Origin of the sequence: Edaphobacter aggregans DSM 19364 (assembly GCF_000745965.1) — a bacterium.
Classification (GTDB): domain Bacteria; phylum Acidobacteriota; class Terriglobia; order Terriglobales; family Acidobacteriaceae; genus Edaphobacter; species Edaphobacter aggregans.
The window spans coordinates 1-14,433 of sequence record NZ_JQKI01000120.1 but is presented as its reverse complement, the minus strand read 5'-3'; the positions used below and the strand labels follow the sequence as shown (position 1 = coordinate 14,433).

Sequence of the window (14,433 nt, the reverse complement as noted above, 5' to 3'; positions counted from 1 at the left end):
GTTGCGCGCTGCTGGTTCTCAAATTGACCGCCATAAGTGATGGTGTAACCGGCAGGCAGCTTCACATTGTTATTCACCTTCTGCTGGACTTCCGCGACAAAGCTGCCAAGGTCGCGGCCTCTCACATTCGACATGACGACAATGCGCCGCTGTCCCTGTTCGCGATTGATCTTCTCGGCTGCGCGCGTCACATCGACGTCCGCGACCTGACTCAGCGTCACCATCGCTCCGCCTCGAGCATGCAATGGGATCTCACGCATCGATGCGAAGTCGGAGCGATACCGATCGGGCAGGCGTAGCGCTATAGTGTAACGGCGTTGGCCGTCGATCACCTGAGAGACCACCGCTCCCGAAGCGCCCGCTTCCACTGCCTGTTGCACATCGAGAACATTCAATCCATAGCGCGCCAGCGCGTCCCTTCGAATCTTCACGGTCAGCTCCGCAACGCCGGAGATGATTTCCATCTGCGCGTCGGCAGCGCCGCGTACGGCATTTACCTGGCGGAGCAACTGTTGCGCGAGCGAGTCGAGCTGTTGGAAGTCGTTTCCGAATACCTTGACGGCCAGATCGGCTTTCACGCCGGACACGGTCTCGTCGAGCCTCATGGCCATTGGCTGGGTAAAGTCGTAGCTAATGCCGGGAATCTGCGCGAGCGCTTTGTCCATGGCATCGATGAGTTCTTCTTTGGAATGGAACCTTTTCCACTCGTGAGTTGGGGCGAGGGCAACATAGACGTCGCCTTCGTTAATGCCCATGGCCTCGGTGGCAAAGTCGGGGCGGCCGATCTTGGTCGTAACATCCTCAATTTCTGGAAAGGCGCGAAGTGTCTTCTCGACCCGCTTCGAGATCTCTATGGAGTCAGTGAGCGAGACACCCGGGAGCTTGCGTGTCTCAACCAAGATGGAGCCTTCGTCGAGACGCGGCATGAACTCGGTGCCGATAAATGCCAGTGAAGCCAGCGAGACGATCATGACGACGGCCATCGCGGCGATGATGACGATGCGGTGGCGAATCACCCAGGACAGGCCTGCGATGTAACGGTGGCTCAACCGCTCAATCCAGTGCTGGTTCGTCTCCTTTTTCTTCCGGCGAAGTCCCTTGCGAAATACGAAGGAGCTCAACACGGGAATGACGGTAAGGGCTAGCAGCAAGGAGCCGAGCAACGCCGTGCAGACCGTGATGGCCATGGGGCGGAACATGCGTCCCTCCAGCCCCTCCAGAAAGAGGATAGGAAGATAGACGGCGATGATAATGCCGACGCCAAATGCCATTGGCCGAGCGACCTCAAGGCCCGCAGTGGCAATCGAAGTCGTCGGAAACTCCTCTTCTCCATGTTCCTGCATTCGATGCACTGAGTTTTCGATCATCACGACCGCGCCATCGACGATCATGCCGAAGTCGATAGCGCCTAAGCTCATCAGGTTAGCGGTGATGCCGAAGAATTTCATCCCCAGGAAGCTGAAGAGCAGAGAGAGTGGAATGATCGATGCCGTCACCAGTGCGGCGCGGAAGCTGCCGAGAAAGAGCAGCAATACGACTGTGACCAGGATGAAGCCTTCAAAAAGATTATGCTCGACCGTGTGAATGGTTCCGTCAATGACAGTCGATTGATCGTAGAAGGGCTTGAGCGTGACGCCCGCCGGCAAATGGAGGCTGGCGATCTTTTGCTTCACCAGTTCGATGACATTTTTGCCGTTCTCGCCTTTCAGCATGATGACCATGCCCGAGATGGCCTCGCCATTTCGTAGGACTGCGCCCTGGCGGGGCGCTGGTCCAATCGTCACTTGCGCGACATCCTGCAGCATGACCGGCGTGCCCTGGTTGGCAAGCAGAACAATGTTGCCAATATCGCCGACGCTGGTGGTCCTGCCAAGGCCGCGCAAGGTGTACTGTTCATACGCGTGCTCGATGTATCCGCCACCGAAGTTGGTGTTGTTCTCGGCGACTCGCGTGGCCATGTCCTTGAGCGTGAGTCCATACTGTTGTAGAAGGGCTGGATCTACCTTGATCTGATATTGCTTTGTCTCGCCGCCCCAGGTATTTATATCACTGACACCGGGGATCGTTCGTAGCTGCGGCTTGATCTCCCACTCCTGCACATCCTTCAGTTCCATGGGTGAGAGTCCGTTTCCTGTAAGCGTGTATTGATAGAGTTCCCCAAAGGCGGTCGATGGCGGACTGAGGACTGGCTGTATCCCCGCGGGAAGCGAAGTTGCCACCTGTTGCAGACGCTCGTTGACCAGCTGGCGCGCGAAATAGGTAGGAACAGTGTCGTCGAAGACCACGGTCACCATCGATAGCCCCAGCTTGGAGAGGGAGCGCACCTCCTGTTGCTTCGGCATTCCCATCAACGTGCGCTCAACAGGATAGGTGACAAGCTGCTCGACTTCCGTGGGAGGCATCGACGGCGCTTCGGTCACGATAACGACCTGATTGTTGGTCAGGTCAGGGAAGGCATCGACAGGAATGGTGTAAATGACCCAGCAGCCTGCCGCAGTCAGCACAAGAACGCCAAGCAGTACGGTCCAGCGATGTGCAAGCGAGAAAGTAAGAATTCTTGCGAACATGTCGGATCAGTCCCCCTGCATGGAAGCTTTGAGGAGTTGAGATTTCAGTAGAAAGCTGCCCTGGGTCACCACCTCTTCACCTGGGCGCACGCCCTCAGCGAGGGCGACTTTGCCATTCACGGAACTGCCAACCCGCACGGGGCGCGGCGTGAAGCGGTCGGCTGCCTGGCGAACAAAGACAACGTCTTGGCCGTTCACCTGCTGCACGGCCTCTGGCGTAATCAGGATAAGCGGACGTGTTTCACCGACAGCGATCTCTGCTGTTGCCAGCATCTCGGGGCGCAGAATTCCCCCACCGTGTTCTATGTCGATACGAACCTGAAGACGGCGCGTTGTTGGGTCGAACTCCTGACCGAGATTGCTAATCCGTCCAGCGAATCGTTGCCCCGTGCCCCCTGGAAGCGTCACCCATGCGCTCTGGCCAACCTTCAACTGACTGAGTTGTTCCTGACCTACGGAGGCGAGCATCCACAAGTGCTTCGGGTCTCCGAGAACGAAGATGTCGGTGGCTGGCGCCACGGTCGTGCCGGGAGTCACATTCTTCTGCAGAACGTATCCGCTCGCCGGTGCGACGATCGGGATCAATTCCGCAGTTTCGTTTGCGTTTGCCGGCAGGTCGGCGGAGATACCGAGGTTTTCCTCCAGATGTGTTTTGCTGCGGACGACGTCGATCTGGCCATTCTCAAGGGCTGTTTTCGCATTGACCAGTTCCTGCCGCGCCTGCTCTGTTTGTTCGACCGAAGCGGCGCGGAGAGCATAAAGACGCTGCATGCGGTCGAAGTTCACTTGCGCCAGAGACTCAGCGGACTGCAGGCGGCTTTTCTCGGCAACAGCCATCGCATATGCGGCCTGAGCTTCGTGTATGGCGTGGCTGTGCATGCGCGCCAGCACCGCGCCTTTATGTACGTAATCTCCCAGATTGGCGTAGACACGCTCGATGCGCCCGGTCGTGAGCACACCAACATGCCAGCTCTCGTTGTCGGGTAACACAATTTTCCCCGGAGACTGAAGCAGGTCCGACTCCTGCTGGACAGCGAGCGTTGTGGTGGCGATAGCTCCCCGTTGTTCGGCGACGGGAAGCACTATCTCCGCTCCGTCGCTTGCGCTCTTCGATGCTGCAATCTGACTCGAGGCATTGGCTCGAGCATTGGACTCACTTGCTGCCGCACTGTGGCAACCGCTCGCGAAGCCTGCGATCGCTGCAAGGACCGAAAGCACCAGCATCGCTATGACATACCGTTTCCATTTCTGTCGTTCCGCTCCCAATCTCATAGATTCTCGCCGTTGCAGTTCCAAATCAGTTTCCATATTCATGGCTCTAGTCCTTCTGCGTATTCCAGTGAAACAACACTCTGGTGGTAATTGCCCAGCGCCTCCACCCATGCGCTCTGTGTGTCCACACGCAACTTCTCCGCATCCAGCAGCCGGAGCAGATCGGTGCCGCCTTCGCGATATGCCGCACGCGAGATATTTGCAATATCGACAGCCTGGTCGAGAAGAGGTCGATAACGATCCGTAACCTGACGCTTCCACATCTCATAGGACATACGGGCCAACGTCAGATCGCTCGCACTCTGCTGTTGGACAGCAGCGAGTGTGGACCTGTTGGCTTCGACATCGAATCGCGCTGCGGCTACCGCTCCCTGGTTGCGGTCGAAGACGGGCAGGTTCATTTGAAAGCCGGCAATCATCGTATTCAAGCCAGCTGTGCGCTTGTATCCGAAGAGTGCATCGATATCGGGCCGCCCTTGAGCCTTCTGCGTCATGAGATTCGCTCGGGCGGTATCGATTGCCTGCTGAGCCAGCTTGACCTCAATACGCTCGTTCTGTGGACTGCCTGCGGATTCCGGATTCTTTGGCTCGTTGACTGATTCAAAGGGTTCGCTCAGCCGCCAGTTCCCTGCTGCTTCCAGTCCCATCTCACGGGCAAGCTTCTGTTTGGCCCCGGCTTCTGCCAATGTGCTGGATTCAGTATTCGCTTCGGCGCGAGCCTCTTCCAGTCGCACGCGCAGAAGATCGGCTGCGGCAATCTTTCCCTCGTTGAAGCGCTTCTGGTTGTAGTCGAGAATCTCGCGATAGTACCCGACACTCTGCTCCGCCAGAAGTTGCAGATACTGCAGACGCAGGGCATCCCAGTAGGTTTGAGCTACGCGAAGTTCGATGGACCTCTTCTGTTGCTCGAGTGTGAGTTGAGACCGGTTAACGACGCTGTTGGCCGTGGTAATGCGCGCTCCCCGTCTCCCAGACACCTCAATCGCTTCCGTCGCGAAGGCGTAGGTATCGACGTTCTGGGTGAAGTCCATGCCAGGCCGCAGATTTTCCGACTGATAAAAAAGCCTGGGGTTGGGAGTCAATCCCGCCTGGCGGCGCAGCTGGACACTTGATGCCTCAACCTGCGCCGCCGCCTGCAGCTCTGCCCGCTTGCTCATGGCCGACTTAATCGCGTCGCTAAGAGAGAGGGCCTGCGCTGATGGATCCTCCGCGAAGCCGCAGGGCGAGGAGAGAACCAAAACGGCAATCACTACAGTCAGAGAAACCAGCGATCTGGATATTGTTTGTCTCATTTGCCTGACGTGGATAAGGCAACTGAAAGGCCAAACAAATCATGTACCAGGCTATTGAATTAACCGGTGATTACGATCCCACCGTTTCCAATGTGGACAAAAATTCAAACCCGCGTTCAAAAGTTTTGAACAACGTGAAGTCCTGCTACAAGCCATATTTCGAGAGTTTATAGCTGAGATCGCTCTTGGAAAGACCAAGCCTTCTTGCCGCTTCCGTCTTCGATCCGTTGGTCTTCGTCAGCGTCTGCTCAATGATCCTTCGCTCCCAGGACGCGAGCGTGCTGCGCAAGTGAAATTCTTCCGGCAGCGACGCTCCATTAAACACGGGAGGACCGGATTCTGCGTCTGTCTCATTCTGTAGAACCTCCGGTAAATCAAACCAGAGTATCTCCGGGCCGCTCGTCAAAATGCAGGCCCGCTCCAGCAGGTTGCGGAGTTCTCGCACATTGCCAGGAAAGCTGTATGACACGAGTTGCTGCAGAGCATCCGGATGAAGCGCACGCTTTGTCGTTTTTAGGTCGCTTGCGATCTGATGCAGCAGGTATTCCGCGATCTCAGGAATATCTGTGATCCTCTCGCGCAAAGGTGGAACCGCCACAGGCACAATGGCGAGCCGGTAGTAAAGGTCTTGCCGGAAATTTCCTTCCTGCACTTCTTTCCTCAGATCGCGGTGCGTTGCCGCCAGCACGCGGACATCGACATCCCGCGCAACCGTAGAGCCAACGCGGGTGATCTTTCCTTCCGCCAGAACGCGCAGGAGCTTGGCCTGGGCCGCGGCGGACATCTCTCCCGCCTCATCCAGGAAAAGCGTCCCCTGGTGTGCCGCTTCAAAGAGCCCATGACGTATCTTGTCGGCTCCGGTAAATGCGCCTCGTTCATGCCCAAAGAGTTCGCTCTCCAGCAGCGTCTCGGAAAAGGCGGCGCAGTTGACACTAATGAGAGGCGTGTTCGCTCGCATGCTATTTTTGTGGATCGCTCTCGCAACGAGCTCCTTCCCCGTGCCCGTTTCTCCGGTTATCAGCACCGTCGCTTCAGTAGGTCCCACCCGTGAGATGAACTGGCGCAACTTTGCGACAGGTATACTGCTCCCCCTGATCTCCGATTGTCCTTCAAGCCTGTCGACAGTATTGCGTAACAGACGGTTTTCGCGCTGCAACGAGGCCCACTCCGCCGCGCGCTGAACAACTGCCCGCAGGTTGTCTGAAGAAAATGGCTTGGTTAGAAAGTCGAACGCTCCATTACGCATCGCGTCGACCGCGAGTTCAACTGTGCCGTAGGCGGTCAGCAAAACTACTGCTGTAGATGGTTCCGGCTGCTGAATTGCCTTGAGAACCTCGGAGCCTTCGCCATCAGGTAGCTTCTGGTCGAGCAGAACAACTTCGAAATCATTGCCATTAACCGCCTGCAAACCTTCTTTGACTGTCGCCGCTTCCACCAGGACGTGCCCGTCCTGCCGAAGATTTGCGGAAAGTACCTTCCGCATATTGGATTCGTCTTCAACGATGAGAACTCGGGCCATGCTAAAACTCCCTCACTGTGTGCGTTTGCACCGTATCTTCTCTATCTATGGAAGGAACCCTGATCGTGAAGACGATGTGGTCTGTGTCGTTCCGCTCCAGATGCAGTTCACCATGGTGCCTGTCTACAATGCTTCTGGCGATCGCAAGGCCAAGACCGGTACCACCTTCTTTCGCGGTAAAGAATGGCTCAAAAATATGATCTGCGACGCGGCGTGGGATCGGAGGACCGGCATTTTCAATCCTGATATTAAGAGCCTCTCTGGACTGCTTTACGACGGCAACCAGAATGCTCCGGCTTTGCGGCGAAGCTTCAATGGCGTTGCGCATAAGGTTCAAGAGTGCCTGCTGCAACTGGCCTTCATTGCCATAGACGCAACAGGTATCGCACATCTTGACTTCAATTTGCAGATCCTTCTGGAGAGCCTGCGGCTGAACAATGGAAACGATGTAGCCAACCAGCGCTGTTGCATCGAGCTGTTGAAATGAGGCGTTTCCTGGCCCGGCGTACGAGAGAAAATCGGTAGTTAGTTTTTCCAGTCGCTTCGCTTCCATTCCTGCGATCCGCGACATCTCTTCCCGTTCCTTGGAGGCAAAAGATCCTGAGGCAGCGGTCTCAAGCGCGCTGGAGATGATGGCGACAGGATTTCTAATCTCATGAGCGACCGCGCTGGCCAGCCGTCCTATCGCTGCTAGTTTCTCTTCTTCAATAAGCTTGCCGCGCGTCGCTTCCAGATCATCGAGCTGCTGACGAAGCTGCTCTTCGCGATCACGCAGCATGTGTACCAGCAGCCATACCAGGCATCCGACAATGAAGTACACGAGCACTAAAGTGCTCGCCTCAAGTATTTCTCCGCTTTCAAATGGGGGGGTAAAGTTAGCTGCATACGCAACCCAGAAAAGGGAGACGATAGATGCTGCTGCAGAAATGAGTAACGTTATCGCAAACGAAAAGTAGATTGCCGCCTCCAGAACCGGCAGAATCAGCATCCCGAAGTAGTGCGTATCCGGCTGGCGCGTCAGCACGGCAAGGAGAAGCGCGAGTACCAGGGTCCAGGAAATCGACGAGACGGCAAATCGCTGACTGCTCGACTTGTCTTTCGTCACGATCTGTTCTGCGCAAAAGATTTCAATCAGGCGAAGAATGCTTGCAAATGCAACCAGAAGGAAGACGGAAAGGGGCGGCAGGGTCAGGAACGTTGTAAAAAGCATCTGCGCTGCGAAGAAGATCAGGAGGACGGCGAGGTAAACCGAGCCGATGATCGAGCGGTTAACAAAGGTGCTGGCAAATGAAAAGCGGTGGGGCATTCAATCTGTTCTCTCTATAAGCAACACCTGAATCGTACAGCACTTCGAGGCCCAAGCTTCTTCGGCAATATAAACCGACACTATCGGGCTCATTGGCAGTTTGATTTCAAAGAATCAAACGACTCGTACAAATCCTTGAACTACGCAACGGCCTATGAGGGTGTTACACCCGTATCCTCAACAACCCTTGTCCATTCAGAAATGGCCCTTAGGTTGCCATTGACTCTGCAGGAGTTAATAAATCGGGCTATGAACAAGTATGTGATGGAATTTATCGGAACGTTCTTCCTGGTCCTCACCATCGGTATGTCGGTAATCGCTGGCGGCAGCGGCGTAATCCCTCCGCTCGCGATCGGCTCGGTCCTGATGGTGATGGTCTTTGCCGGAGGTCACATCTCCGGCGGCCATTACAACCCCGCGGTCACCCTGGGAGTCTGGATGCGCGGCCGCACCGAAACCAAAGATGTCGTCCCTTACATGATCTTCCAGACCGCCGGAGCGCTGGCCGCAGCCGCCGTGGTCAAATATCTGGCTCCCGCTGCAGTGGTCCATCCGCACGTTCTAGCTGTATTTCCTGCACTGCTCGCCGAATTTCTCTTCACCTTCGCCCTGGTCTTCGTCGTCATCAACACCGCCATCGCCAAAGGCACCTCGGGAAACTCCTTCTATGGTCTTGCCATTGGTTTCACCGTTCTTGCCGGCGCCTTTGCCATGGGCAACGTGACTGTCGGCGCCTTCAACCCTGCCGTGGCCGTGGGCGTCTCCGTCATGGGAATGGTCGCCTGGTCACAGCTCTGGGTATTCCTCGTCGCCAACTTCTTGGGCGGAGCGGCTGCTGCGCTTACCTTCAAATTCCTGTGTCCCAACGATAAGTAGCGTGCTTTCCTCGCGTTGGCAATCCGCTGCGGCCTGCCGGCATTTCATCACTTCGTTCGTGTGGCGATGACCCCCAACGGCCAGAGAGCAAATATATTCGTATGCTACTGCAATCGTTCGCGGCGGTATTAACAGTCTTATGGCTGAAGTGTTGGAAGATCACATCAGACTTCATTTGCTCTCGTCGGGAAAAGCACGACCCAGCCCCATGAACTCACTGAAGATCTGATTGATCTCGTAAGGGCTCACTGGAAACAGAAGGGCAACGGGGATGACGAATTCGCACAAGAAGAGGCTTCTCGCCGCCCTGGAGGCTAACTGGCAAGCCGAGATGGAGGGTCACTGCACCTACATGGCCTTTGCCAGAAACGAAGTAGATCCGCAACGCAGGAACGCTTTGCGCGGTCTAGCCGCCGGGGAGAAACATCATGCCGATCTATGGGCCAGACGAATCCAGGAGCTAGGCGCACCAATACCTCGGTACGCCGGCGACCTGTCGGGTCAGGCCGGTTCGTTCGCAAATCGAGTGGGCGGGGCCGATCTCACCCCTGAGAACGATTCGAACGAAATCCTCACTCCGTAGATGAATATTGAGCCGAGTTCAAGCGATTGCGGGCGCAAGAAGTCGGCGATTGCAAGAAACGACGGCATTCTGCGACATTGTAGACTCATCGGATTCCACATTCGTTGAGCGTGTTGCCATGATCATCCCCACTGACACCGCCTATCGCCTCCTGCCGACCAGCCCGTCGGCGCGCGAGCTGATGGACGCCTACACGCCGGGCTTGTTTGAGCTGAAGTTCGCCGAAGAGCGGACCCGCCAGGCCGCTCCCCGGGTTGGTCTGCTGGTGCTATTGAAGACTTTTCAGCAGCTCGGCTACTTCGTGAAGGTGTCCGATGTTCCTGATTCTGTCCTTCGGCAGGTGGCAGAAGCAGCGGGTTACGATGTGGTCCCCCAGGAGTTAGATGATTATGACCGAGGCACGCTCCGAGTGCGGCATATGGCATTAGTGCGTTCATGGATGGGCGTGTCTGCATTCGATCGTGAGGCGCTGAGAATCATTGTGAAAGCCTGTGTGGAAGCGTCTCGCGTACGCGAAGATCTGGCCGACATTATTAACGTCGCTATCGAAGAGTTGCTACGGAAGCGATTCGAGTTGCCGGGGTTTACGACATTGTTCCGTGCCGCTCGTACTGCACGGGCGACAGTGAACCGGTCGTTCTATGACCGCATGAGCCAAGCACTCGATCCACCAACCAAAGCGCGCATCGATTCTCTTTTTGACAAGGAAGAGGATGCTCGCCAGACACCGTGGGATACGGTGAAGATAGAGCCTGGCCAGCCGACCGTCAAACGAGTCAGGCGTTTTCTGGAAAACGCTGCATGGCTGAAAGAACAGACGGTCGATGCCAAAGCACTCGCCGGGATTCCCGGCGTGAAGCTGCAACGATTCGCTTTTGAGGGTCGGGTTCTCAATGCCTCGCGCATGAAAGAGGCGAGACCCGATAAACGGTATGCCTTCGCCGTTGCATTGATCCATCGGCAACGGGCTCGAGCCTTGGACGATGCCGCCGACATGCTGATCCGTCTCGTGCATCGAATGCAGAATGGCGCGAAGGAGAAACTCCAGTTACTCCAATCCGCTCACCTGAAGCAATCGGCAAGTCTGGCAGAGACGCTGCGCGACGTGAGTCGGGAGTATTTGAGAGATGGATCAGAAACGGAGCGACTCCGCTCGATCGGGTTGCTGCTTGGGCCGGATGTCCAAGAGTTGCTGCGACGCTGTGAAGAACATGTAGCACTGGCGTCCGGGAACTACCTCCGTCTCCTGCCCCAGTGCTTCCGCCATCCGCGGCAAGCGTTGCTAGCTCTGTTGGAGAATTTACCGCTCAGCGCCACGTCGCAGGATCGCAGTGTGATTGATGCAGTGGCCTTTGTACTTGCGAATCAGAATGCTCGCAGAACCAGCATTTCCGTTGATGATGCCGGCCAGAAGGAAGCGTTGAATCTCAGCTTTGTCAACGACGCATGGTGGCCGCTGGTGACCGGACTTAGAGCGAGGACAGCGGTTTCAGAGATAGATCGACGGATGCTGGAGCTGTGTGTCGTGATTCAGGTCGCCAATGATCTCAAATCCGGGGACCTGTGCATTCCCGGGAGCGACAAGTTCCGGGATTATCGTCTCCAATTGTTGTCGTGGGAGGAGGTGGAGCGAGAGTTGCCCTCCTATGGTGAGCAGGCCGGTATCGCCACAGAGCTCAAACCTTTTATTGCGCAACTTCGCAATCAATTGGAAGAACGGGGGCGAGCAGCAGACAAGGGCTTTCCAGATAATCGTTATCTGCGATTCGAAAAAGGCGAACCGATCCTGACGCCTGTTGAGGCGGTGCCGGACCCCGAAGGATTGGATCAGTCCCTCTCGTTGATCAAGGAACGGATGGAGCCAATCGAGATTCTGGACGCCTTCGCTGACACGGAATATTGGCTCAACTGGACTCGTCACTTCGGTCCGATTTCGGGGCTGGAGAGCAAGCTCAAGCGAGCTCGTGACCGGTATTTGCTTACGGTATTCTGTTTCGGCTGCAACCTGGGGCCGGTGCAAACGGCCCGTTCGGTGCGTGGGGTTAACCGCTTCCAGGTTGCTTTTGTCAATCAGCGTCACATCACCGAGGGCTTCTTGAATGAAGCAATCACAACGATCGTGAATGCCTATGTGCAGTTCCCACTCCAGAGGCTTTGGGGCACCGGCCAGTCTGCATCCGCCGATGGGATGAAATGGGATTTGTACCCACAGAACCTCATGTCGGAGTATCACATTCGATATGGAGGATACGGCGGTGTTGGCTACTACCTCGTGGCTGACAACTATATCGCGCTGATGAGCCGCTGGACGACGTGCGGCGCGTGGGAAGGTCATGCCATTCTCGATTTTCTGAAGGAGAACGAGTCCGACGTGAAGCCGGACACGATCCACGCTGACACGCAGGGCCAGAGTAGTGCGATCTTTGGACTCGCATACCTGCTTGGTATCCAGCTGCTGCCGCGGATTCGAGACTGGAAGGGAAAGAACTTCTATCGGCCCGCTCCCGAGACGCGTTTCCAACATATCGATTCACTCTTTACGTCTCAAGTTGATTGGAGTCTGATCGAGGCCATGTTGCCCGAATTGCTACGCGTGGCCGTTTCCATCAAGGGCGGTGCGCTTTTGCCGTCCGACATCCTGCGGCGACTCGGCAGTTACTCGCGCAAGAACAAGCTGTACTTCGCTCTCCGAGAACTCGGCTACGTCGTTCGTACCATGTTCCTATTGCGCTACGTCTCGGAAGTCGAACTGCGGCAAGCCATTCAGTCGGCCACGAACAAGAGCGAGCGGTTTAACGAGTTCGTACAATGGATCTCGTTTGGCGGCGACAACGTGATTGCCGAAAATGTGCGGGATGAACAGCGCAAGTTCATTAAGTACAATCACTTGGTTGCAAATATTTTGGCCTTCCACAACATCGTTTCGATGACAAAGACAATCGATCGACTGAAGGCGGAGGGTCAGGAAATATCCGACGAGGTCCTGGCGGCCGTCAGTCCTTATCAAACGTCGCACATCAACCGCTTTGGGCAATACCAACTTCACGCCCGGCGGGCTCCAGATCCACTACCGTTCCTCCGCAAGCCCCCAAAGGTCGAAATCAGCACGGTGGATTCGCCCGGTTTGGCCGCTGCAGGTTAATCCAATGACCTGAGTGAGGATTTCGTTCGAATCGTTCTCGGGGGTGTTGTTCGGATACCATCACAGACGAATAGAGTGGCCATAAACAGTACCTTTCGGCCAGTCTGGAGAGACTATCAGAAACCCGCGCCAATCCGGTACTTCGAAGGGGCATTCCAGGGAAGGTTTTTGGCCAGGGACGAAGGCTCAATCCGGTCGGCTTCAGGTAGCGATCTACGCGCGTGTTTCCACACACGACCAACAGACTTTGCCGCTGCAGATCAAAGCGATGCGTGAATATGCCCTTCGCCGAGGATGGAAGATCGTTGCGGAAGTGAGAGAAATAGGATCGGGTGCAGTTCAACGACCCAGGCGGGAAGGCCTCCTTGCCGCCGTCCGCCGCCGCGAACTGGATGCGATCATCGTCTGGCGGTTGGACCGCTGGGGCCGCTCGCTCGCCGATCTCATCCTGACGCTGAAGGAATTGACCGAGTTGGGTATCGGCTTCGTCTCGCTGACGGAAGCATTTGATATGACCACGCCGACAGGCCGGGCCTTGGCTGGTATGCTGGCCGTATTCGCCGAGTTTGAACGGGAAATACTGAGCGAGCGCGTCAAAGCCGGCATCGCGCAGGCACGATCCAAAGGAAAGACCCTCGGCAGGCCAGCATCAGTCGCCAACAAGGCGGCTGCGGTCCGGTCTCTCTACAGAAACGACAAACTGACAAAATCAGAGATCGCCAGGAATTTGGGAATTAGCCGCACTTCCGTCCGCCGTTTTCTTCAGATGAGCCGTTGACACCGGAAAGCCACTTGTACGACATACCGACTACACAGGAATAGAATTGATTATCGGATAAAGCTAGTTGTTCGGCTGCAGAGAGGGAGCAAACATGCAGATTGCTACCGCGAGCCGCGAAAACGCGAAAGAGTTCGATACCGTATTCGCCATCACTGAGGCGATTATGGGGTTCGTACCCAACAGTATGTTGATCATGGCGCGCGATCCTGAACTCCTCGCCGCCTTTGCCGAGCTCTCCGCGATAATCCTCGTTCGTCCGGGCCGGCTTAATCCGGGCTTCAAGGCACTCATCATGTACATGGTAAGTCGCTCCGCTGGTTGTCAATATTGTGCCGCGCATTCGGCCAATCTTGCGGCTCTTCGAGACATCCCTATACGCAAAATTGAAGCGCTAGGGCAATTCGAGCAAAGCCCCGAGTTCAGTGAAGCCGAACGCGCGGCCCTTCGCTTCGCGCAGGCAGCCGGCCAAGTCCCAAATGCCGTAGGGAATACCGAGTTCGCGGAATTGCGCCGTCACTTCGATGACGACCAGATACTGGAGATGGTGGCAGTTCTTGCGCTGCTTAGTTTTCTCAATCGCTGGAATGACACTCTGGCGACCACGCTGGAAGCAGGGCCGCGGAACTTTGCGGAGTGTCATCTGGCAGCCGACGGATGGAAGGTCGGAAAGCACGCAGACACTATACCGCTCGATCCGCAACCGCGGCGCTCGATTTCACTGAGTGCGCGACTTTTCCTGTGGCTACTTAGGCGTTGGCGGCCGAGAACGCGGCCATCGAAATACAATTCACATCTGAGCAACGGCCACCCCTTCGGGGTGGTTGTATGAACCTGAAACTCTCAGCGAGACCGCGATAACCGTGGAACGCACTGGGCTCAGTTAGAATCTGCGACACAACCTGGCTCGGCAGCTAAGGCCGTATTGTCCCTGGAGCGTTCCTGCCCGAGATCTGAGCATGGCTCCGGTATTGGCGATTGTGTAGATGGTGGCAGCGTTTTTCCTGAAAAGGATAAAAGGCCCGACCCCGATGGAGAGATTGTGTAAGTCTTCGCCGACCGGGCCGAGCCACGTTGAATTCAACATGGGAGGATGAG

Annotated in this window: 10 protein-coding genes; 5 read left to right on the top strand and 5 right to left on the bottom strand. The window is 56.1% G+C overall.

The features are described from left to right. The 5 genes from Q363_RS25360 to Q363_RS25340 form a co-directional block, all read right to left on the bottom strand. Nucleotides 1–2,567, bottom strand: a 2,567-nt coding sequence (locus Q363_RS25360) for an efflux RND transporter permease subunit (RefSeq protein ID WP_035356414.1), incomplete at its 3' end; no start/stop codon positions are given. Between the two features lie 6 nt (nt 2,568–2,573). Further along, nucleotides 2,574–3,839 (bottom strand): efflux RND transporter periplasmic adaptor subunit, encoded by a 1,266-nt coding sequence (locus Q363_RS25355; RefSeq protein ID WP_169747122.1) that lies wholly within the window; start codon nt 3,837–3,839, stop codon nt 2,574–2,576. A 38-nt stretch (nt 3,840–3,877) separates the two neighbouring features. Beyond that, entirely contained in the window at nt 3,878–4,996 is a 1,119-nt protein-coding gene (locus tag Q363_RS25350; RefSeq protein WP_169747121.1) for a TolC family protein, read from the bottom strand. Between the two features lie 280 nt (nt 4,997–5,276). After that, nucleotides 5,277–6,650 (bottom strand): sigma-54-dependent transcriptional regulator, encoded by a 1,374-nt coding sequence (locus Q363_RS25345; RefSeq protein WP_035356409.1) that lies wholly within the window; start codon nt 6,648–6,650, stop codon nt 5,277–5,279. 1 nt (nt 6,651) lies between these two features. Then, nucleotides 6,652–7,956, bottom strand: coding sequence for a sensor histidine kinase (locus tag Q363_RS25340; RefSeq protein ID WP_035356406.1), 1,305 nt, complete (start codon nt 7,954–7,956; stop codon nt 6,652–6,654). Nucleotides 7,957–8,205: 249 nt separating this feature from the next. On the opposite strand from Q363_RS25340, the gene Q363_RS25335 reads away from it, so the two are divergent. The 5 genes from Q363_RS25335 to Q363_RS25315 all read left to right on the top strand — a co-directional run bounded on the left by Q363_RS25335 (nt 8,206) and on the right by Q363_RS25315 (nt 14,167). After that, complete coding sequence (locus Q363_RS25335; protein WP_035356403.1) at nt 8,206–8,832, top strand: MIP/aquaporin family protein; 627 nt, start codon at nt 8,206–8,208, stop codon at nt 8,830–8,832. 271 nt (nt 8,833–9,103) lie between these two features. Further along, complete coding sequence (locus Q363_RS25330) at nt 9,104–9,415, top strand: ferritin family protein (RefSeq protein WP_035356402.1); 312 nt, start codon at nt 9,104–9,106, stop codon at nt 9,413–9,415. A 49-nt stretch (nt 9,416–9,464) separates the two neighbouring features. After that, nucleotides 9,465–12,557: a Tn3 family transposase gene (locus Q363_RS25325; RefSeq protein WP_051979301.1), complete on the top strand. Its 3,093-nt coding sequence runs from the start codon at nt 9,465–9,467 to the stop codon at nt 12,555–12,557. A 115-nt stretch (nt 12,558–12,672) separates the two neighbouring features. After that, complete coding sequence (locus Q363_RS25320) at nt 12,673–13,335, top strand: recombinase family protein (RefSeq protein ID WP_084080745.1); 663 nt, start codon at nt 12,673–12,675, stop codon at nt 13,333–13,335. A gap of 94 nt (nt 13,336–13,429) precedes the next feature. Beyond that, nucleotides 13,430–14,167, top strand: a complete 738-nt coding sequence (locus Q363_RS25315) for a carboxymuconolactone decarboxylase family protein (RefSeq protein ID WP_064742725.1) — start codon at nt 13,430–13,432, stop codon at nt 14,165–14,167. Nucleotides 14,168–14,433: the final 266 nt, after the last annotated feature.